20 protein-coding genes and 1 pseudogene are annotated in these 21268 nt (G+C 62.1%); 14 read left to right on the top strand and 7 right to left on the bottom strand.

All coding sequences use genetic code 11. The features are described from left to right. Position 1 precedes the first annotated feature (1 nt). From FQU74_RS01830 to FQU74_RS01775, 12 genes are all read left to right on the top strand, one after another. Positions 2 to 1042 (top strand): branched-chain amino acid ABC transporter permease, encoded by a 1041-nt coding sequence (locus FQU74_RS01830; protein ID WP_146284753.1) that lies wholly within the window; start codon positions 2 to 4, stop codon positions 1040 to 1042. A gap of 27 nt (positions 1043 to 1069) precedes the next feature. Then, positions 1070 to 2395, top strand: a complete 1326-nt coding sequence (locus FQU74_RS01825; RefSeq protein ID WP_146284752.1) for an ABC transporter substrate-binding protein — start codon at positions 1070 to 1072, stop codon at positions 2393 to 2395. A 55-nt stretch (positions 2396 to 2450) separates the two neighbouring features. Beyond that, entirely contained in the window at positions 2451 to 3197 is a 747-nt protein-coding gene (locus FQU74_RS01820) for an ABC transporter ATP-binding protein (RefSeq protein ID WP_146284751.1), read from the top strand. A gap of 115 nt (positions 3198 to 3312) precedes the next feature. Then, positions 3313 to 4224 carry a serine O-acetyltransferase gene (locus tag FQU74_RS01815; RefSeq protein WP_229704487.1) on the top strand — a complete coding sequence of 304 codons (912 nt, stop codon included), beginning with the start codon at positions 3313 to 3315 and terminating at the stop codon, positions 4222 to 4224. A gap of 152 nt (positions 4225 to 4376) precedes the next feature. Further along, entirely contained in the window at positions 4377 to 5369 is a 993-nt protein-coding gene (locus FQU74_RS01810; RefSeq protein ID WP_146284749.1) for a taurine ABC transporter substrate-binding protein, read from the top strand. Positions 5370 to 5442: 73 nt separating this feature from the next. After that, the gene (locus FQU74_RS01805) at positions 5443 to 6249 is read left to right on the top strand and encodes a taurine ABC transporter ATP-binding protein (protein WP_146284748.1); all 807 of its coding nucleotides are present in this window, start codon (positions 5443 to 5445) and stop codon (positions 6247 to 6249) included. Continuing rightward, positions 6246 to 7454, top strand: a complete 1209-nt coding sequence (locus FQU74_RS01800; protein ID WP_146284747.1) for an ABC transporter permease — start codon at positions 6246 to 6248, stop codon at positions 7452 to 7454. The genes FQU74_RS01805 and FQU74_RS01800 overlap by 4 nt, the downstream gene beginning before the upstream one ends. Positions 7455 to 7585: 131 nt before the next feature. Then, positions 7586 to 8824, top strand: coding sequence for an SfnB family sulfur acquisition oxidoreductase (locus tag FQU74_RS01795; protein WP_146284746.1), 1239 nt, complete (start codon positions 7586 to 7588; stop codon positions 8822 to 8824). A 3-nt stretch (positions 8825 to 8827) separates the two neighbouring features. Next, positions 8828 to 10030 carry an SfnB family sulfur acquisition oxidoreductase gene (locus tag FQU74_RS01790; RefSeq protein WP_146284745.1) on the top strand — a complete coding sequence of 401 codons (1203 nt, stop codon included), beginning with the start codon at positions 8828 to 8830 and terminating at the stop codon, positions 10028 to 10030. A gap of 15 nt (positions 10031 to 10045) precedes the next feature. Beyond that, a complete protein-coding gene (locus FQU74_RS01785) occupies positions 10046 to 11434 on the top strand; it encodes an LLM class flavin-dependent oxidoreductase (protein ID WP_146284744.1) in 1389 nt (462 codons plus the stop codon). Then, positions 11431 to 12570 carry an FMNH2-dependent alkanesulfonate monooxygenase gene (ssuD, locus tag FQU74_RS01780; RefSeq protein ID WP_146284743.1) on the top strand — a complete coding sequence of 380 codons (1140 nt, stop codon included), beginning with the start codon at positions 11431 to 11433 and terminating at the stop codon, positions 12568 to 12570. The genes FQU74_RS01785 and ssuD overlap by 4 nt, the downstream gene beginning before the upstream one ends. A gap of 9 nt (positions 12571 to 12579) precedes the next feature. After that, a complete protein-coding gene (locus FQU74_RS01775) occupies positions 12580 to 13425 on the top strand; it encodes an amidohydrolase family protein (protein ID WP_146284742.1) in 846 nt (281 codons plus the stop codon). A 37-nt stretch (positions 13426 to 13462) separates the two neighbouring features. On the opposite strand, the gene FQU74_RS01770 is transcribed toward FQU74_RS01775, so the two are convergent. The 6 genes from FQU74_RS01770 to FQU74_RS01745 form a co-directional block, all read right to left on the bottom strand. After that, complete coding sequence (locus FQU74_RS01770; RefSeq protein ID WP_146284741.1) at positions 13463 to 14116, bottom strand: methionine ABC transporter permease; 654 nt, start codon at positions 14114 to 14116, stop codon at positions 13463 to 13465. Further along, on the bottom strand, positions 14097 to 15077 hold the full coding sequence (locus FQU74_RS19545) for a methionine ABC transporter ATP-binding protein (protein ID WP_277752288.1): 981 nt from the start codon (positions 15075 to 15077) through the stop codon (positions 14097 to 14099). The genes FQU74_RS01770 and FQU74_RS19545 overlap by 20 nt, the downstream gene beginning before the upstream one ends. Positions 15078 to 15181: 104 nt before the next feature. After that, entirely contained in the window at positions 15182 to 15988 is an 807-nt protein-coding gene (locus FQU74_RS01760; RefSeq protein WP_146284739.1) for a MetQ/NlpA family ABC transporter substrate-binding protein, read from the bottom strand. Between the two features lie 151 nt (positions 15989 to 16139). Next, positions 16140 to 17573 (bottom strand): FAD/NAD(P)-binding protein, encoded by a 1434-nt coding sequence (locus tag FQU74_RS01755; protein ID WP_146284738.1) that lies wholly within the window; start codon positions 17571 to 17573, stop codon positions 16140 to 16142. A gap of 90 nt (positions 17574 to 17663) precedes the next feature. Continuing rightward, positions 17664 to 18155, bottom strand: coding sequence for a hypothetical protein (locus FQU74_RS01750; protein WP_146284737.1), 492 nt, complete (start codon positions 18153 to 18155; stop codon positions 17664 to 17666). 525 nt (positions 18156 to 18680) lie between these two features. Then, entirely contained in the window at positions 18681 to 19040 is a 360-nt protein-coding gene (locus FQU74_RS01745) for a transposase (protein WP_158635506.1), read from the bottom strand. 63 nt (positions 19041 to 19103) lie between these two features. On the opposite strand from FQU74_RS01745, the pseudogene FQU74_RS19825 reads away from it, so the two are divergent. Further along, a pseudogene (locus FQU74_RS19825) lies at positions 19104 to 19418 on the top strand (transposase); the annotation flags it as partial. 658 nt (positions 19419 to 20076) lie between these two features. On the opposite strand, the gene FQU74_RS19385 reads toward FQU74_RS19825, so the two are convergent. After that, a complete protein-coding gene (locus FQU74_RS19385) occupies positions 20077 to 20250 on the bottom strand; it encodes a hypothetical protein (protein WP_170246186.1) in 174 nt (57 codons plus the stop codon). Positions 20251 to 20259: 9 nt separating this feature from the next. On the opposite strand from FQU74_RS19385, the gene FQU74_RS01735 reads away from it, so the two are divergent. Continuing rightward, a complete protein-coding gene (locus FQU74_RS01735) occupies positions 20260 to 20892 on the top strand; it encodes a hypothetical protein (protein WP_146284735.1) in 633 nt (210 codons plus the stop codon). Positions 20893 to 21268 lie beyond the last annotated feature (376 nt).

Here is a 21268-nt window from a genome sequence, read left to right as displayed (position 1 = left end):
CATGTCCGTCTTCTCTGCATCCGTCACCGGGGCGCGTCTGGCCACCGGGTTCTCGCTGCCTGTGCTGGTGGTGCTCAGCCTGGGCTTCGTGGCCGTGCCTCTGACCGCCAGCCCCTATGTGCTTGAGGCGATCCTTCTGCCCTTCCTTGCCCTGTCGCTTGCCGGGCTGGGGCTTAACTTGCTGACCGGCTACTGCGGGCAGGTCTCACTTGGATCGGCGGCCTTCATGGCCGTGGGTGCCTTCGCCGCCTACAACTTTGATCTACGAACCGGCCTGCCGATCCCGGTGTCGATCGTGCTGGCCGCGCTGACCGCCGCCGTCATCGGGCTGGTCTTCGGCCTGCCGAGTCTGCGGCTGCGCGGCTTCTATCTCGCGGTCTCTACGCTGGCCGCGCAGTTCTTCGTGCAGTGGGCGTTGACGAAATTCAGCTGGTTTTCCAATGGCAGTCCCTCGGGCATCATCGCCGCCCCGGTGATCGAACTGGCGGGGCTGCGCCTGGACAGTGCGGTGGGGCGCTACCTCTTTTCGCTTACCATAGTGACCGCAATCACGCTGCTGGTGCATCGTATCGTCTCGGGGCCGGAAGGGGTGAACCTGATTGCCGTGCGCGACAATGAGACCGCCGCCAAGGTCATCGGTGTTCCGGTCCTGCGCACAAAGCTGGTGGCCTTCGCGCTGTCGTCGGGAATCATCGGCATCGCAGGGGTGCTCTGGGCCTTCACCTATCTACGCACGGTAGAGCCTGCGGGCTTCAACCTCGACCGATCATTCCAGATCCTGTTCATCGTCATCATCGGCGGGCTTGCCACAATTCGCGGCACCTTTCTTGGCGCTGGGCTGATCGTGGTGTTTCCGCTGCTGCTGGGCCGTCTGTCCGCCTTTGCCTTCGACGGTCTGATCGATGCGGGCCTGATCAAGCTGATCGAGCGCATCGTGCTGGGCGGCACCATCATCCTATTCCTCATCGCCGAGCCCAACGGGCTTTCGGCCATCCTCTCCCGCCTGTCAGCCCGCCTGCGCGCGCTGGTCCGACGCGGCTGACCCATCCCCACAAACAGGAGCTTTTCCATGTCTTTCCTCAAACGCGTCGCGCCTGCACTGCTGGCGGCGGCCTTCCTCGCCAGCCCCGCACTCTCGGACGAGCAGCACTTTCCGCTGCAATCCTACCGGGTCGGCCCCTATGCCGCCGGTGGCACGGGGTTCTTCGGCGGGTTCATCGACTACCTCAACCTAATCAACACCCGCGACGGTGGGGTGAACGGGGTTAAACTCACCTGGTCCGAGGGCGAGACCGAATACGAGGTCGAAAAGGGTGTAGAGGTCTATCAGCGGCTGAAGTCGAACCCCGGCATCGCAGCCTGGAACCCGCTTTCTGTGGGCATTGCCTATGCAATGATCGATGGCGTCACTGCTGACAAGGTGCCGCTGATCACCATCAACCATGGCCGCACGGATACGACCGACGGGCGCGTCTTCCCCTATGTCTTCCCGCTGCTGCTGAACCCTTATTCGGAAACCTCGGGCATCGTGAACTATATCGCCGGCAAGGAAGGCGGGCATGAGGCCCTGAAGGGCAAGAAGATCGCGGTCCTCTATCACGGCTCGCCGTATGGTAAGGAGACGATCCCGATCTACGAGCTGCTGGCCGAGAAATACGGCTTCGATCTGGTGCAGATCGAGGTGCCGCATCCGGGCAATGAACAGGGCGCGCAATGGCTGCAGATCCGGCGCGAGCGGCCCGACTATGTTGTGCTGCGGGGCTGGGGCGTGATGAACCCGGTGGCGCTGACCACGGCGCAGCGCAATGGCTTTCCGGTGGACCGTATCATCGGCAACGTCTGGTCCAACTCGGAAGAGGACGTGCGCCCGGCAGGTGATGCCGCCATCGGCTACACCGCCATCACCACCCAGGCTTCGGGCAACCAGTATCCGGTGCTGCAGGAAATCATCAAGACGGTCTATGACGAAGGGCGGGGCAACCTGTCAGATCCGGCCCGTATTGGATCGGTCTACCATAACCTCGGCATCGTGAACGGCATCCTGAACGTTGAAGCGGTGCGGATCGCGCAAGCCAAGTTCGGCAACCGCACATTGACCGGCGACGAAGTTCGCTGGGGCTTCGAACACCTGCAGCTTTCGACGGATCGGGTGAAGGAACTAGGGGCCGAGAACCTGTTCCATTCGATCAACGTGACCTACGACAACCACGAGGGCGAAGGCTACGTCACCTTCCAGCAATGGGATGGCCAGAAATGGAACGTGGTCAGCGACTGGATCGCTCCGGACTGGTCGCTGTTGCGCCCCATCATTGAAAAGTCGTCCGAGGCCTATGCCAAGGAAAAGGGGTTGCCCATCCGCACAGAAGCGGATGCCGAGGGCACCGTCAGCAACTGAAGTCAGCGTGGCGCCCGGGCGCGGGCGCCACATCTTCCGGGAAAAGGGGGCCAGTATGTCGGTCTTGTTGGAGTTTCGTGATGTCGAGGCCAGCTATGGAGGGGCGATTGCCGCGCTGCATGGCGTCAGCCTGAGCTTGGCCGAGGGCGAATTCGCGGCGCTTCTGGGTGCGAACGGCGCAGGCAAGACGACGCTGCTGAAAGCGGCATCGAACCTCTTGCCTGCTGAACGCGGGCGCATCTCCGCCGGGCATATCCTGTTCGACGGGCAAGATGTGACGGCACATGATCCAGGCGACCACTTGCGACGGGGCCTCGTTCCGGTGCTGGAGGGGCGGCGTTGCTTCAAGAACCTGACGATCGAAGAGAACCTGATTACTGGCGCCATCGGTCGCGGTCTGCGTCGTACATCCATCGCGCAAGGGCTGGAGCAGGTCTATGATCTGTTCCCTCGGCTGAAGGAGCGCCGCAAAGTGGCCGCCGGCCTGACCTCGGGCGGTGAGCAGCAGATGGCGGCGATCGGTCGCGGGCTGATGGCTCGGCCGAGGCTCTTTGTTCTGGATGAGCCCTCGATGGGATTGGCCCCCCTTGTGGTGACCGAAATCTTTGAGGCGCTCACCCGGCTCAACGTCGAAACAGGCCTTACCCTTCTGGTGGCCGAGCAGAACTCGGCCGTTGCGCTGAAACATGCCCATAACGCGACGGTCATCGAGAACGGCCGCAGCGTGCTGCAGGGTCGTGCTGCCGATCTGGCCGCGCGCAGCGACATCCGCGACAGCTATCTGGGTGGGGCTTCGGTCTGATCCCTTGAGGAATGGCACAACTGTTTCGGACCAAAATTCAAAAGGTCTCATCTCTTGGCAAGGTGGGCGGCATCCGATAGCCCTGCCGCCTCTCGTTCCGCTCCTGGGCAGCGCCGTGACCGATCAGACCCCACTTTCTGACATTTCCGCCATCACCGAACAGCTGCGGCTTATCCGGCTGGTTTCACAACAGCGACGCTATCCGGGCAGGGTGTTGCCGCAACTGCCCTCTCGTGCGGAAATCGCGCAGATTCAGATCGATACAGTGGGCTTGCTCTATCCACGCCATTTCGGCCCGGCGGGGCTGACAGCTGAGGCCACCGATGCCCATGTGGCGCGAATGCTGATCTCGGTCCGTTCGCGGCTTGCGGTGCAATTGAGGCTGGAGTTCATGCTGGCCGAGGGCTCTGATAGCGAGGGTGCGGCCGCCCGCGCCCATGCCATCGCTGACGCCTATTTGTCTGCACTGGTGCGGGTGCGCGACGTGCATGACACCGATATCTCTGCCGCGTTTGCGGGCGATCCTTCTGCGAAGAGCCTTGACGAGGTGGTGTTCTGCTTTCCGGGCCTTGCTGCCATCTTGCGGCATCGGCTGGCGCACGAGTTACATCGCCACGGCGCCACCATGACGGCGCGCATCATGGCTGAACTGTCGCACTCGCTTACCGGGATCGACATTCACCCTGGCGCGAAGATCGGACCTGCATTCTTCGTAGATCACGGCACCGGCGTGGTGATCGGCGAGACGACGGTGATCGGGCGCAATGTGCGCCTATATCAGCACGTCACACTCGGCGCCAAACGCTTTGAGGTTGACGAGACCGGCGCGCTGGTCAAGGGGCAGCCGCGCCATCCGGTGCTGGAGGATGATGTGGTCATCTACGCTGGCGCAACTGTGCTTGGTCGCGTGACGGTGGGGCGCGGCAGCTCCATCGGCGGCGGCGTCTGGCTTACGCATTCCGTCGCACCCGGATCTACAGTCACACAGGCCAAACCTCTTCTGGATGTGGCGCAGTCCGGTCTGTGAGAGAATTATCTTGTGTTGGGTGCTGACTTGCCAGCAGGTTCATCGCCTTTTGTCCCACGCCTTTGGAATGGTCACCGGCCCGCAAATCCTGTTCCCTCCTGAATAACGATAACTTGAGTCGATTATTTTCGACCCTTCCTCCGGAGAGACTGATGACCCGCCGCCTGCTGTCTTCCCTCGGCCCGCTGGCCGCTCTGCTGACTGCCACCAGTTCCCATGCTCAGCCCGCCGAGATAACCGTTGCCTATTTCCTCGAATGGCCACTTCCGTTCGAGAAGGCCAAGGTAGAGGGCCTGTTCGATCAAGAGCTTGGCGTCAAGGTTAACTGGCGGAGCTTTGACACCGGGGTCGCCATGTCGGCGGCGATGGCGGCCGGTGACGTGCAAATCTCGGTCAGCCAAGGCGTGCCGCCCTTCATCACCGCCGCTTCGGCCGGGCAGGATCTGAAGGTGGTCGACGTCGCCGTCACGTATTCCGAGAATGACAATTGCGTTGTGCGCAGTGATCTGGAGATCACCAAAGACAATGCGCAAGAGCTTAACGGAACAACGGTTGGCGTGCCGATCGGCACAGCGGCACACTACGGGTTCCTTAAGCAGGTCGAACATTTCGGCATCGACCTGAAGTCGCTCGACATCGTCGATCTGGCCCCCCCAGAGGGTGCCGCTGCCTTTGCGCAAGGCAATCTGGATTGGGTCTGCGGGTGGGGGGGCTCGCTGCGCCGCAATCTCGAACATGGCAATGTCCTGCTGACCGGGGCTGAGAAAGAGGCGGCGGGAATTCGCGTCTTTGACGTCATCTCAACCACTGGCGCATTTGCTGCGGAGAACCCGGATCTGCTGGCGAAGTTTCTGAAGGTAGTGAACGATCAGAATGCCGCCTATCTGGCCGCGCCGACCGACTTCGTGCCTGTGCTGGCCAAGGACTCCGGGCTGGATGAGCAAGCCACCTCTGAATCGCTGGCGACCTTTACTCTGCTTTCGGTCGAGGATCGCCTGTCAGCTGACTGGCTGGGGGGTGGAGTGCAGGCCTATCTGAAATCGGTGGCAGATTTCTTTGTGAGCACGGGCAATATCCCGGCCTCGCTGGAGTCCTATGACGCCGCAGTCGATCCGAGCTTCCTTGTTGCGGCATCGAAGCTCTGACGCAGACGCGGTTCATGCGCGGCGCAGACCTTCCCCTCGGGTCTGCGCCGCGTTCATTGAAAAGATTGACCCCATGACCCTGCTCAGCCTTCACGACCTGTCGATGCGCTTTCCCACGCCCGAGGGCCGCGAGACATTGGCGCTTTGCGATATCAGCCTGTCGATCGGCAAGGGAGAGCTGGTGGCCATTGTCGGGCCTTCGGGCTGCGGCAAGACTACGCTGTTGTCAATCCTTGCGGGGTTTCAGCGTCAGTCTTCCGGCCAGGCCTTGCTGAATGGTCGCCCGATTGCCGGGCCGGGCCGCGACCGGGGCATCGTGTTCCAGCAAGGCGCGCTGTTTGAATGGATGAGCGTCGCGCGCAATGTCGATTTCGGGCCGCGTATGGGCGGTGCCCCGCGTGCCTCGCGCGAGGCGCTGGTTCGCCGCCTTCTGGCGCAGGTGGGTCTGCAGGGGTACGCCGACAAGGCGGTCTGGCAATTGTCTGGCGGCATGCAGCAACGTGTGGCGCTGGCACGCTGCCTTGCCGGCGATCCTGACCTTATCCTGATGGACGAGCCGCTTGGCGCACTCGACGCATTGACGCGGGAAAAGATGCAAAGCCTTGTGCTGGACCTGTGGCAAGACACAGGCAAGACCATCATTCTGATCACGCACTCCGTTGATGAGGCCCTGCTTCTGGGCGAGCGTTTGATTGTCATGGCGCCGCGTCCGGGTCGAATTCTGCAAGACCTGCGCCTGCCTTTTGCGCGGATGGCCGCAGGGGGCGATCTGCGCGCCGTCAAGCAATCGCGCGCCTTCCAGTCCCGCCGCGAGGAGATTCTCTCGACGATCTGGGGCCTCGAGGAAGAGATCATGGGCCGACCGGAGGCCGCCGAGTGATTGTTCTGTTGACCTATCTGGGGCTGTTCCTGGGTAGTTGGTCCGTGCTGCGCCTGTTGTCACCACGGAAGCCGCGCCCTGTGTTCGGTGATATCGCCGCGATACGGCCAAATCGCTGGGCGCAGTTGCTGTCGATCATCGCCGTGTTGGCAATCTGGGGGGGCTTTACCGGCTCGCGTCTGGTGCCGCTGCATGTGCCCGGCCCGTTTCTGGGACAGACCGGCTTTGACTATGGCACTAACGGTCCTGATGGCGCCGCTGAAGGCCGAGTGACGATCATCGTGCATCGTCCAGAGGACAAGCCCGACCCATTGTCTCTGCCAGTCGGCAAGACTGTCTTTGCGACCCCCGCATGGCGATCCACCCTGATCCGGCCGACAGACAAAGACACGCCGGGTACGCAGATCGTAACGGTCGAAGGGCTGCCGATTTCTCCCGGCCAATCTGCGCCGGTTCCACATGGTCATGTGGTTCTGACGCCAAAGGGGGCGCTCTCATTCACCCCCGATCCCGGCTGGCAAATGGAACCGATCTGGCTGCCCGCGCCCGAGGCAGTGGCAGCGCGTTTCTGGGAGATCGCCCGGAACGGATACCAGAACACGGCGCTGTGGGAGCATCTTGGCTATTCATTGCTGCGCGTGCTCGCCGGTCTCGTTCTGGGCGCATTGGTCGGAATCCCCCTGGGCTACGCGATGGCGCTGTCGGGCTGGTTCCGTGGTTGGTTCGACCCGATTGTAGAGTTCATGCGTCCGGTACCGCCGTTGGCGCTGATCCCGCTCATCATTATCTGGTTCGGCATATGGGAAAGCGGCAAGATCGTTCTGCTGTTTCTGGCCGCGCTGTGGATCATGGTTATCGCCGCGCGCTCGGGTGCATCTGCCGTCAGGCTTTCAAAGGTTCATGCCGCCTATTCGTTGGGGGCCAGCCGTATGCAGGTTTTGCGGCATATCCTGATCCCCAATTCGCTGCCAGAGATCTTCACCGGACTGCGCGTGGCGCTTGGCGTCTGCTGGGGAACCGTCGTCGCAGCCGAGCTGGTCGCGGCCGAAAAAGGTGCCGGCATGATGATCCTTGTCGCGTCAAAGTTCCAGCTGACCGATATCGTGGTCATGGGCATCATCCTCATCGGCATCATCGGCTATGCCATTGATATCCTGATGCGTTGGGCTGAGGCGCGCCTTGTGCCATGGAAAGGCAGAGGCTGAGTTTCTTTCCTTTTGCAGGTCATTCGGGGAACGACGATCCCTTTTCTCGCCATGCTTTGGAATCGCCGCGCGCGCCCTTTGCACCCATAATCACGACTGAAGAAATCGTTTTAATTCGTGCGGGAAACCCTATGACGATCCATCGGCCCTCCGCCTCCAGCGCACAGATCGGACCGCTTGCGCCCAATCGCCCGCCGGTTCTGCCCGACGCCACAGCCGCGTTGGCCGCCGCACGTGCGCTGGCGGATCATATCGCCCCCCTTGCCGCGGAACGGGACCGCGACCGCATCCTGCCCTGGCGCGAGATCGAGGCCTTTACCGCCTTGGGGCTAGGCTCGATTCTGGTCCCGCGCGCCTATGGCGGCTCTGGTCTGGGGTACGAGACGCTGGCGCAGGTGTTCGAAATAATCTGCACCGCCGACAGCTCGGTCGGGCAGATTCCACAGAACCATTTTGGTGTGCTGCAACTGCTGACCGAGGCCGGGACCGAGGCCCAGAAGCGCCGCTTCTTTGGCGATGTGCTGGCAGGACACCGCATTGGCAATGCCGGACCCGAGAAAAGTCGTGCGGTCGTGACCCACAACACCACCGGCCTGCGCGACACGCCCAAGGGGCTGCGTCTTTCGGGGCAGCGCTTTTACTCTACCGGTGCAATCTTTGCGCATTGGATCCCCACCCGTGCCAACGATCCGCAGGGTCGCCCGGTTCAGGTCTGGGTGCCGCGCGATGCGCCGGGTGTGCGGATCGTTGACGACTGGGACTCATTCGGGCAGCGCACGACCGCTTCCGGCACGGTGATCTTTGACGATGTGCCCATCGCCGATGATCAGATCATTCCGGTCTGGCAGCGCGTCGATATCCCGGGCCTCGCGGGGCCTGTGTCGCAACTGATCCAGGCTGCCATCGACAGTGGCATCGCCTTGGCCGCCTTTGCCGACACGCTGGAGTTTCTGCGCTCCCGCTCGCGTCCTTGGGTCGACAGCGGCGTCGCGCGTGCGGTCGATGATCCATATGTCATTGCTGAGGTTGGGCAGTTGCAGATCGGCATTCACGCGGCACAGGCCGTCCTTCGCCGTGCTGCCCGCCTGCTGGATGAAATAGCCGCTGCACCCGTCACGGCCGAAAGCAGCGCCCGCGCCTCGGTCGCCGTAGCCGAGGCCAAGGTGCTGACCTCGGAAATCGCTCTCGAGGCATCGGAAAAGTTGTTTGAGCTGGCCGGCAGTGCCGCCACCCGCGCTCGTCCCAACCTTGGTCGGCACTGGCGCAATGCCCGTGTGCATACGCTTCACGATCCTCTGCGCTGGAAGCTGCATCTTCTGGGCAACTGGCACCTGAACGGTGCCCTGCCTGCCCGCCATCAATGGAACTGAACCATGACGAATCCTGCCAGCCCGCCGCCTGAGGCCCATATCATTCGCACTGACGCCGAGGCGTTGGAGGTCGCGCGGGCGTTGGCCGAGAGCTTTGCCCCCGGTGCGGTTGATCGTGACCGCGAGCGTATCCTGCCCTGGGCAGAGCTGGATGCCTTTTCTGCGTCGGGTCTGTGGGGCATCACGGTGCCCCGCGCGCACGGCGGGGCGGGGGTGTCGATGGTCACGCTGGCGCGGGTGACAGCGATCATAGCTGCAGCCGACGGGTCATTGTCGCAGATACCGCAGAACCATTTTTACGCGCTGGAGGTGCTGCGCTCGGGCGCGCGGGAGGACCAGCAGCGGTTCTTCTTTCAGAAGGCGTTGCGTGGCCTGCGCTTCGGCAATGCGCTGGCCGAGATCAGCCACCGCGATTTCAAGCGCCGAACACGGCTGGTGCGCACGCCCGGAGGTCTTTTGCTGCAGGGCCAGAAATTCTATTGCACCGGCGCCATCTATGCCCACTGGATACCCACTCTTGCCGTCGATGACGAAGACGTGCAGCAGCTGGTCTTCATTCCACGCCGTGCGCCAGGTGTCAGCATTACCGATGACTGGGATGGTTTCGGGCAGCGCGTCACCGGCTCGGGGTCGGTCGCCTTTGATCAGGTGCAGGTTCAGCCGGAATGGGTGGTGCCGTTCCAGACCAGTTTCGAGCGTCCGACCCCCATCGGTCCAGTGGCGCAACTCATCCATGCCGCGATCGACCTTGGCATCGGGCAGAGCGCATTCACAGCGACGCTGCCCTTCATCCGCGATCGCGCCCGGCCCTGGATCGATGCGAGAGTGGCGACTGCAGCGGAAGACCCGTTGACCCTCGCGGGTCTGGGCGAGGTCGCGCTGCGCCTTTCGGCGGCCGAGGCGTTGCTCCACCGTGCCGGAGCAGCCGTTGATGCCGCGATTACCGAGCCCACAGAGAATACGGTTGCGGGAGCCTCGGTCGCGGTGGCCGAAGCCAAAGTGTTGACGACCCGGGCGGGCCTGCTGGCAGCCTCAAAACTCTTCGAGTTTACCGGCACCTCGGCCACCTTCGCGGACGACAACCTTGACCTCTATTGGCGCAACGTCCGCACCCATACGCTGCACGATCCGGTGCGGTGGAAATACCACGCCATCGGGAACTTTGCCCTGAACGGCGTAAACCCTCCCCGGCACGGGGCAATCTGACATGAGGGCGAACTGATGGCCGAACGGCTTGGAAAACATATACTGGTCAATGCCTTCAACATGAACAGCATCGGCCATATCAATCATGGCCAATGGGTGCATCCTCGTGACACCTCGGTAAATTACAAGCGGCTGGACTACTGGACCGATCTGGCGAAAACGCTGGAGCGCGGGCTTTTCGATGCAGTGTTTCTGGCAGATATCCTGGGGGTCTATGACGTCTACGGTGCTGGCATCGATGTCACCGCACGCGAGGCCGTGCAGCTTCCGGTGAATGATCCGCTGGTGCTGGTCTCGGCAATGGCCTCGGTCACACGGCACCTCGGATTTGGTGTCACCGTGAATGTGAACAACGAGGCGCCGTACACTTTTGCCCGCCGCATCTCGACGCTCGATCATCTGACCGATGGCCGGATCGGCTGGAACATCGTGACCGGCTATCTCGACAGCGCCGCCCGTGCAGTCGGGCGATCGGACCAGATCAGGCACGACCTGCGCTACGATCAGGCTGACGAGTATCTGGAGGTGCTCTACAAGCTTTGGGAGGGCTCGTGGGAGGAAGGCGCGGTTCGCGGCGATCGCGCCTCGCGGGTCTATGCCGATCCCGCGCGCATTCATCCGGTCCATCACCACGGACAGTTCTATCAGGTTGACGGCTATCACCTTTCAGAACCGTCGCGCCAGCGCACGCCCGTGCTGTTTCAGGCCGGCACTTCAGGCCGGGGCCAGGTCTTCGCCGCGCGCCATGCCGAATGTGTGTTTATTTCGGTGCCCGACAAGGCGGCCGCCCGCGCGGCCTCGCGCGCGGTGCGCGCGGCGGTCGCCGCAGCCGGGCGCAACCCGTCGGACGTGCGCATCCTTGCCGGAATTGCGGTGATCGCCGATCATAGCGAGGCCGGCGCCCATGAGAAACTGGCCGAATACCGGGCCGCCTCAAGCCCCGAGGCGGGACTTGCCCATTACTCCGCCTCTGTCGGAATTGATTTTGCCCGATTTGGGTTGGATGACCCGATCCCCTTCGGTCAGTCGAATGCGATCCAGTCGGCCGCGAAGATCGCCGAGAGCCGGGGCTACACCAAGCGTGCCTTGCTGGATCAGTTGGCCCTTGGCGGGCGCTATCCCATTGCCGTGGGCACGCCCGTGCAGGTGGCGGACGAGCTGGAAGCCTGGGTTCGCGAGGGCGAGATCGACGGCTTCAACCTGACCCGAATAGTCACACCTGAGAGCTACACTGACTTCGCCGATCTGGTCGTGCCGGAGCTGCAAACCCGCGGCAGTTACAAGACCGCCTATGGCGAAGGCTCATTGCGCCACCGCATCTTCGGACAGGGTGACCGCCTGCCCGCCACTCATACAGCACAGGGCTTCCGCATTGGTGGATCCCTGCTTGGAGCTGCAGAATGACTCACCTTCCAACACCTGACATCTTCTGGTTCTTGCCGAGCTCCGGCGATACGCGGTATCTGGGCACCTCGGACAGTGGCCGCGCGCCGACACTGAACTACCTTCGCGACATTGCGGTGACCGCGGACCGGCTAGGCTATGACGGGCTTCTGATCCCGACTGGCGCCTCATGCCAGGACCCTTGGGTTGTGGCAGCCAGTCTGATCCACGCCACGCAGCGCATCAAGCTGCTGGTGGCGCTGCGCACGTCGATCTCGGGGCCCACGGCCTCGGCTCGGCAAGCGGCGACACTGGATCAGGCATTGGGCGGGAGGCTCCTCTTGAACGTGGTTCCGGGGGGAGATGCGACCGAGTTGGCTGCCGATGGCGCTTTCTTCAGCCATGCAGGCCGGTACGAAAACGCGGACGAATTCCTGACCGTCTGGCGGCGCCTGCTGTCCGGCGAGACAGTGGATTTCGCGGGCAAGCATGTCCGCGTCGAGGGCGCAAAGAACTATCACCCGCCGGCGCAACGCCCCTATCCACCACTCTATTTTGGCGGCTCGTCCGACGCCGCGCATGATCTGGCGGCAAAGCATGTGGATGCTTACCTCACATGGGGAGAGCCTCCGGCGCAGGTGGCCGAAAAGATCGCCGATGTGCGCGCGCGCGCAGCGCGGCAGGGTCGGACGCTGCGCTACGGCCTGCGCCTGCATGTCATCGTGCGCGAGACGGAAGCAGAAGCATGGTCCGAAGCTGATCGGCTGATATCCCGTCTGACAGATGCCGATATAGCGGCGGCGCAGGCGGGCTATGCCAAGATGGACTCTGTGGGCCAGGCCCGTATGGCCGCGCTGCATGGCGGGCGCCGCGACCGGCTGGTGGTGTCGCCGAACCTCTGGGCCGGGGTCGGCCTTGTGCGGGGCGGGGCGGGCACGGCACTGGTGGGATCGCCTGAACAGGTTGCAGAGCGGCTGCGGGAGTATCAGGCGCTTGGCGTCGATACCTTCGTGCTGTCGGGCTACCCGCATCTCGAGGAGTCGCTTCGCGTGGCCGAGTTGGTCTTTCCTCTTCTGGGCAAGACGCCAGTGACGCTGCAGGGGAGCAGCCAAACCGGCGGCGCTTTCGACATCCGCCGCCAGAGTGCGGCAAGCTGAGGATAAGGCATGAAAATCATAGATATGCGTTGCCGACCGGCCTATTTGCACGATTTCTTCGGCAAGACACCGGGCGGGCAGGATTACGAGGTGGTGAAGTGGCTGAATGCCCGCGTCGGCACGCGCGGGGATGTGGAGCATTTTACCCGCTCTGCCACGCCCGAGGGCTTCTTGGCTGAGGTTGAAGGTGCCGGGCTGACAAAGGCCGTGGTTGTCGGCCGTCATACGCCGGGGCAACATCTGCCCAATGATACGATTCACGCGATTACCAGTGCCTCGCCCCTGCTCGAGGGGATCGGTTCGGTCGATATCATCAGCCAGGGTCGGCAGACGGCGCTGGATGAGGCCGAGCGCGCAATCCTGACGCTGGGCCTGAAAGGCATCGACGTGGAGCCGGGCTTTGGCAACCCGGCCCGGCATGCAGACGATCCTGCCTTCTTCCCGCTCTATGAGCTTTTGCAGGCCCTCGATGTCCCACTTTACCTGATGAGCGGCCCAACCACTCCTGACCCGCGATACAACGATCCGGCCCCGGTGGCCAACGTCGCCCGTGCCTTCCCTCACCTGAAGATCGCCGCCTATCACGGCTTCTGGCCCAACGTGGCGGGAATTGTGGGCGTGGCATTCCGGCATGAGAATGTGTTTCTGATCCCTGACATGTATGTGTTCCAGCCGGGCAGCCAGCTTTACGTCGAGGCCGCAAACGGGTTTCTGTCGGATCAGTTGCTCTTCGGCTCCTCCTACCCATTCCGCCCGATCCGTCAGAGCATCGACGATTTTCAGGCGCTTGGCTTGAAAGACGCGGTTCTGGAGAAAGTATTCCACGACAACGCGGCGCGGTTGCTGAAACTGTAACGGCAAAGGGCCGGGGTAATCCCCCGGCCCTTTGGTCTCACCGTGCCCGCAACCGGCGCACCGCCCTGTCTCCGGTGACTTGAACCACTGATACAAGCGCCACCAGAATGACGATGACAGCGACCATTACCGTCGTGTCAAAGCGCTGATAGCCGTAACGGATCGCCACATCGCCGAGGCCGCCTGCGCCAACGGCCCCCGCCATGGCCGAGGCCCCAATCATCGACACCACCGTGATCGTGAAGCCACCGATGATGCCCGGCAGCGCCTCGGGCAGCAGGACATGGCGCACGATATGCCAGCGGCTCGCGCCGATGGATTGCGCGGCTTCAACCAGTCCCGGATCGACCTCACGCAAGCTTACCTCAGCGATGCGCGCAAAGAACGGCGTTGCCGAGATCGACAGCGGGACCACGGCGGCCCAAACGCCGATCGTCGTGCCCGTCACCAGGCGGGTAAAGGGGATCAGCGCCACCAGAAGCACAATAAAGGGTACGGCACGGAAGCCGTTGACCAGCGCGCCAAGCGCGCGGTTCAGCCGTGGCGCCGGAAAGAACCCGCCCGGCCCGGAGGTCACCAGGAACACAGCAAGCGGGATGCCCGCCAAAAGGGCAATACCTGCCGAGGCCGAAACCATCAGCAAGGTATCAAGAAAGGCGCCGATCAATCGGTCAATCATTTGTGGCGACATGGCCAAGCCTCCTTGCATTGGGGGAGAGCGACGCCGGATCAAGCTCTGGCGGCGCCAAAAGCACCAATCGACCAACGGCGTGACCATCAATCGGATCAACCTGCGCCTGCACCAGACGCACGCCCTGCGCCAATACCGCCAGATCCGGTGCCGCCTCACCCGTGAAGGGCAGTTCGATCACCTGCCAATCGCCGGGCTCTGCGCGATCACGCAGTCGGGCTGACAGATCTTCGGGCAGCGCGCGGGTCAATGGTGCCAGCAGCGCCTGCGTCGCGGCATGCTGGGGCTGGGCAAACACTTGCCAGACCGGCCCCGTTTCCGCGATCCGGCCATGCTCAAGCACCACAACGCGATGACATATCTCGCGGATTACGCTCATCTCATGGGTGATCAGGACAATGGTCAGCCCAAGCCGTCGATTGATGTCCCGCAGCAGGCGCAGGATTGACAAGGTTGTTTCCGGGTCTAACGCCGAGGTCGCCTCGTCACACAGCAGAATTTCGGGGCGCATGACCAGCGCCCGGGCGATGCCCACGCGCTGCTTCTGCCCGCCCGACAGGCGGGAGGGGTAGGTATCTTCCTTCCCCTCCAGACCTACCAGCCGTAGCACCTCGGCCACCCGTGCCCGTGCCTCGTCCTGCGGGACGCCAGCGATGCGCAAGGGGAGCGCCACGTTTTCGCGCACGGTCTTGGCCGCCAGCAGGTTGAAATGCTGAAAGATCATCCCGATCCGGCGACGCAACCGGATCAGTTCGGCCTCGCCCAGTCCTGCGATGTCCTCGCCATCCACCAGTACGCGCCCTTCGGACGGGCGCTCCAGTCGATTGATGCTGCGCAGCAGGCTGGATTTTCCGGCGCCCGAACGCCCAATGATGCCGAAGATTTCACCGGGTTCGATATCAAGGTTGATACCTTGTAGTGCCTGAACCTCACCCGCTGACGAAACATAGGTCTTTCCCAAGCCCTGAAACCGCACGGATCCGGCTGGGCGCCTGGCCTGCGCCGCCTGTGAAGCAGGGGCGGCATGCGCCCCTGCTTGCGGCAATCTGATGACGGCCGCGCCGGTCATTTGAGCAGCCAGGCCAGAACATACAGCTTGTCGCTGCCGGCAAAGGATTCATGGATCTGGTCCTTGACCGCCTGCGAGCTGTGGAAGAGCGACACAAATTGCTGGATACGGGGGTCATTCTCCTCGCCCGCGCGCGACACGAAGCTGACATTGAAGATCTTGTCTTCGACCCCTGAGTAAATCAGGCCCGAAGTCGGATCAAACGCACCGGACGCCACGATGAAATGCGGATAGCCCTGCGCCAGATCGACATCCGGCGTCACATGTACCAGCTGCGGCCCCTCGACCTCGGTGAACTTGAGGTTCTTCGGATTGGCGGTGATGTCATCGAGCGTGCCTTTGTAGCCCACACCCTCTTTGAGCGTGATCAGCCCGGCCTTTTGCAGCAGCAGCAAGCCGCGACCCTGGTTTACCGGGTCATTGGCCACCGCGACCGAGCCGCCCTCGGGGATCTCGTCCAGCGATTTGTGCTTGAGCGAAAAGAAGCCGAAGTTTTGCAGGATACCCGGCGCGACGACGCTGAAATCATAGCCTTTTTCAGCCTCGGTATTCTCCATGAATGGCTGGTGCTGGAAGAAGTTCACGTCGATATCTTTGGCGTCCAGCGCAAGGTTCGGGGTGTTCCAGTCGGAAAACTCGATCACCTCGATCTCCAACCCTTGCGCTTTGGCTTCTTCGGCCGCGACGCCCACTGCGTCAGCATAGGCGCCGGGAACGACGCCGATCTTCAGTGCCTCGGAGACAGCGGGCATAGCTGTCGCAAGTGCGAGTACTGCAGCAAGGCCAAGTGATTTCAGGGACATGGCAAAATTCCTTCAGTTGGGGCGCGGCCAGTTGGCATCACGACCAGATTGGTCGTTTTAATCTATGCCGCGCACCCCGGTATCGGCCATTCCATATTTCTGCATGTGCGAAGTAACGATTTTCCCCCTTCACCGCATCAGCAGCAGAAAATCACTCTGCCGCTTCCGGTCGTGCATGAACGGGCAAGGATTGCCGAATCCGACCTGCGACATGCTCGGCCCAGGCTGTCACCTCGGGGACCCCCATAAGCTCGCCCACAGTGCCACGTGCCAAGGGGCCCGCAACGTACAGCCCATGTACAGGCCCGCTCACCCCAATGGCGCGCGCGTCAGTTCCTGTCGCTATGCCCAGTTTGAGTGGGTCTGGTTGTACAAGACCCTGCTTTGCCAGAGACGCCAAGGCGGGATTGTCCGCAATCACCTGCCCATGTGCCGGACCGGTTGCAAGGATCACCCGGTCAACCACCAGAGTCGAGGTATCGCGTCGTCCGCGCGGGCGGATGCTGATTTCTATTCCGCCGGGTAAGCGCTGCACAGCAAGAATTCGTGCAGCGTGAAAGATCGCACTTTTCTGCCGTTCGGCCTGCACGAGTGTTGCATGCGTCTGAGGAGCGATGCGAAAGCGGTGGATGTCCCACAACGCCCGCAAGTGCCGCAGGAACCGCTGCCGCTCTGGCAGTGAAAGGGCGGCCCAAATCGCCGGGCCCTGGGCGCGCAGTTTGTCGAAGACAGCATGCCAGGTCACACCGCGCGCCGCCTCGGCATCCAGGGCAAGGCGCACCCGGCGGAAAAGAGAAAGGGCAGTTGCAGAAGGGTTGGTCGCAAAATCCGCCTGCGCTTCGGGTTGCTTCGGCCCGTGCGGCTGCGATCGCCATCCGTGGCGCGAGAGCACATGAACCGGCGCGCGCTGACCCTGCCGTGCCAACGTCGCGAGGATATCGGCAGCGGTGAGGCCGGAGCCTACGATCAGGACCCTTTCTTGCGGCGCAATCTGGTCGAGCGCGCCGGGTGCGGAAGCATCCGCTATGAGCGCTATGTCGTGTGCGAGCGCATTGAGTTCAACGGGCAAGGCGGGCGCGGGATGGGATGCCGCCAGCACGACCACGTCAGCCCGCAAGGGGGCCCCTTGCGATCCGTAGACAAAGTAACCCCGAGCCTCGGCATCGATACGTATCACGGTCTCCTTCCGATGGATGATCCTGCCAGCGGTGACCAGATCTGCCAGACAGGCCGCGACGTATTGGCCAAACACGGCTCGAGGCGCAAAGATCTCGCCTGCCAGCGTGGCGCTGCCGCCTGGCAAGATGGGAGCCTCGGCCGAGCCGAGCCAGTTCTTGAAATGGTTGGGGTCTTCACTGATCAGCGTCATGCGATGATCCGGCACATTCAGCCGATGATCCGGGTCGGGGGTGGAGTAGGCGAGGCCGCGTCCGATTTCGGTCCGTGGTTCGAACACGACAACCTGCGCGTCGCAGTCGTTTCGTGCCAAATGCAGGGCGACAGCTGCGCCGCTATAGCCCCCGCCGACGATCGCGATCACGGGTTTGGATGTGGTGGCGGAAGTATCCTTACGATCGACAAACATGCTGGAGCCCTTTGGTATCAAACGAAACGGCTGCCCGGCATCGCCGGGCAGCAACGTAGAGAGAATGGCGTGATGTGCTGAGACAGAGCATCAATACGTAGTGCCCACCATGCGCTGTGGTGCGAACTGCCGCCAAATCGCCATCAGCGTCTCGGTCAGGTTCGTACGAGGACCTCTGTCAATCACGCGGCAATGCAGCCTGTTCTCCAGCTGACAGACACGCGCGCGAACTGAACGCGTCGCGGTTTCGCTCAAAACAAGCGTGATCCGTGCCTGCCCGCGCAGTGAGCTGAGGTCGGGGACTGTGGCGAGTTCGGGATCGATCAGAACGATTTCGGCAGGTGCAAGCGTCGGGCTATTTGCCAACAGCTCCAGGATCAGGCCAGCATAAGCGCCCTGCGCCGTCACCCGGGGGGCGCGATGAAACATCAAAGCCTCTGCGACTTCGTAAGGATGGGGCAGGATGCCACCTTTCGGAACAGAGAAATCGATAGTCGCCGCTTCGGTAGCTCCAAGGTCGAAGGTCGAGTCTTGGCGGCGTGCGCGACGGGGGGGAGCAGGGGCGGCGTAAGTCAACTTCATATCTCCATCTCTCGGCGTATTTAAGTCTACTTACTTTGTCGTGTTTTTGGTTCTCTATTGTGTCTGCTACGCGGGGCGTGACACCTGTGCCGGGTCTCTCACCGGGAATTTTCTTCCGTCAGGTTATGTGAGCCTGCTCGAAGACAGGATGCGCGGATCAGGGGCGAAGCTGCCGAGTCGTCGCTTGCGAAGTGCTGCAGCAGTGGCCACGCGCGAGCTAAGGCAAAGCGACGCCGACGTCCGCGCCAGCGGCCAATTCGTGGTGGGTCGGCCATGGGCGAGCGCGGGCTACCCTGTTGCGTGGCGCCCGCGCCCAAGGCTCACTCAGCTAAGCTCAAGGAGAGATTCAGCGCCACGCTGACCAGTCCGTTTCGGGCGCAAGTCGGCAAGATCGGGAATGCAATCTGTCCCGGCGCCGTCTCGAACCCCTTCGCCGTTGTCGAGCAGATCACTACCTCGTTCTCCTCATGCGCCTTCATGAACTTCTCACGCCTGAGGAAAACAAGGTTCTAGCAACGGTATCTCTCAGGCCGTCGCGGCGATCCATTTCTGACGGCTCTTGCATAGGGCGTTCGCGATGGTGACGAGCTTTCTGGCGACGGCGGTGATAATGGCCTTGTGCGGTTTTCCGGCCTTGCGAAGGCGATCTGCGAAGGTTTTCATGCTTGCGTTGTGATGTGCCGTGACCAGTGCCGCCTGGAACATCACGTGCCGCAGGGCATGGCGACCTCCAGCGATGGCCCGTTTCCCGCGAAGGGTTCCGCTGTCGTGCGCGACCGGGGCCAATCCAGTGAGTGCAGCAGCCTGTGCGCCGGTGACGGTGCCGATCTCGGGCATTTTGGCGATCAGCATTGTGCTGGCAACCGGGCCGTTGCCCGGGATCAAACGGAGAACACCGGCGATCTCCGACAGGCGATCATCGCTCGCGATGGCCCGGGTGAACCGGTCACCTCCTCGAAGAAGGTTGGGCCGTGGGTAGGCCTCACGGCGTCGCGAAACCAATCTGGCGAACGCGATGTCTCGGGCGGGATCACCAAGGCTGGCGACGTCAATCTTCGGTGCGCGCTCTGTCAGGCTGCGACCGTTATGATGAACCGCGGGCGCTCGTCATGGCTGAGAACATGGGCCGCTCAGCTTGCTCGCCGTCGCGGAGCCAAGCGTGCCATGGTTGCCTTGCCGCGACGTATCAGCGTGATCCTTCACCGGATGTGGGGCGATGACACCAACTTCCGGTCAGACATTCCGGTCCCGCATGCAGCCTGACACCCCGAACGCACACCCGTTGCCTGCCTGATCGCGGGCCGTCGAGGTCCCCTAGGGACGCGGTTCCGATGATGCCATAGTCAGGAGTGTTGCCGATCCATATGGAGCACGCCAATGAGATGGGCACATCGGAATTGCATTGAACCAGCACCATATTGCCGGCCAATGCGCCGACCACGGACCGAAGCATGCACCCGTGGGCGATCTAAGAAGAAGGCGGCAACGAAGGCAGGGCGGTACAAATCACCAGATGTCGAAACCGCTCCCCGGCGGCCAGCCTTGCATGCCCAAAACCGCTTGACTAGGACAGCCCCGCTACCGAAGTCCTGACCATAAGCCGTTGGTTCAGGCAGCCAAGCAGCGGGCAGGCGCGAAAGTGTTTCGAGCCCGCAACCCGATTGCACTCAAGTAGACGCGCTCGATCAACGCACCGCGCGCCCATCTGTCAGTGCGTGGGATTGTTGCCCCGCGGTGGGGTGTGGAGCCTTACAAGCATTTATCGGCTGAACAATGAGGCGGACACTGACATCAATCCATTGGCGGTTGGGAAATCGCGGCTTTATCTCGTTCCGGTCGCCAGGCGAAGCGGCAACACTGAATGATATCGGATGAGCGATGCAGTAACCGAGCTCCCCCGCCGCGTCCGGCTGACTGTGATCTAGGAACCCTCAACGCCCCGCTCAGAAGCATCGAGACCCATTTCGATGAGCTGGCGAATTGCCTCATTCTCTGAGTTCAACCTCATTGCGAAGCGGAAATCGGATATCCGCTTGGCCTGCTCTTCCGTCAGATTGACGAGTTTTTTGATGTGGTAAACGGTTTCCTTGGACATATTTCATATATGCCAAATATATTACATATTGACAACCAAAATCATAAAGCATATGCTCAATATGCGGATCGAGGAGGTGCTACGAACACCTCCCCGAACCTGACCAACCCGATCCTTAGGAGATCAGAAATGGCTACTGTTTCCAATATCACTCTGGCGGGCGGCGTCAAAGCTTCGCGCTTTTTTTCCGAACCTCTGCAGGTTCGGCATTCCGCGGTCTTTGAGGCATTCTCCTGCCTGAGCGATGCTCTTGCCGAGGCCGCCGCTGCAGTTGAACGTATGGAAGAGCCCGCAAGCTGGGACCCCGCGCTCGAATTGATCTATGCGGCAGATGTTCAGGCATTGGCCGCAGCTGCGCATGCAGCCGATCAGGTTATGGGACTGAAGATCGTCCACGCATCCGACCGTAGCTTGGTCGCAGCAGCGCATTTCATCCGCTATGCCCTTGGCTGCACATCTGCTGTTGAGCGCGCTCAGTTCGCGTCGACGTTGACGTCTGCGGCACCGATCTTCATCGCACCGGCGCAGGGAACGACTGCACGTCAGGCCGCTGCCATGGTCCACCGCGCAATTGACCGCCTTCGCGTTGCTTTTGAGAGCATGGAACGGGCCGTCGAGTTTAAGGATGAACTCTCCTACTAGCCGGGTCTCAGATAAGGGAAGTTGGTTTCCAACGCTCAGAGGCGGAGTGGTAGCCCTTCCGTGCTGCCACAGCCGACGTCGATACACACGTAGGGACGACAGCAAGGGCGCCCTATTGCGGCACCAAGCGGCAAACTGGAGCCGCCACCAAGCCAATCTCGAACGCATCACTCTGGCCTTCCTTGTTTCCTACAAGATGTGAGCTGATCTACTGTCCCTTTGCCACCTCATTCCCCTGCCCGCCTTTATCCGCGCCGGCAGCTGACGACTTTCCCCACATCGACATACCCAATGAAGAGGAGGGCTTTCGCATGCCCAGTCCTGTGATGCCCCATGACCAGTTCCTTTCGATTGCCGGCATGCCGGTGCCGAGCAT

Origin of the sequence: Gemmobacter aquaticus (genome assembly GCF_007859075.1) — a bacterium.
Classification (GTDB): domain Bacteria; phylum Pseudomonadota; class Alphaproteobacteria; order Rhodobacterales; family Rhodobacteraceae; genus Gemmobacter; species Gemmobacter aquaticus.
This window is presented reverse-complemented; position numbering and strand designations above follow the sequence as displayed.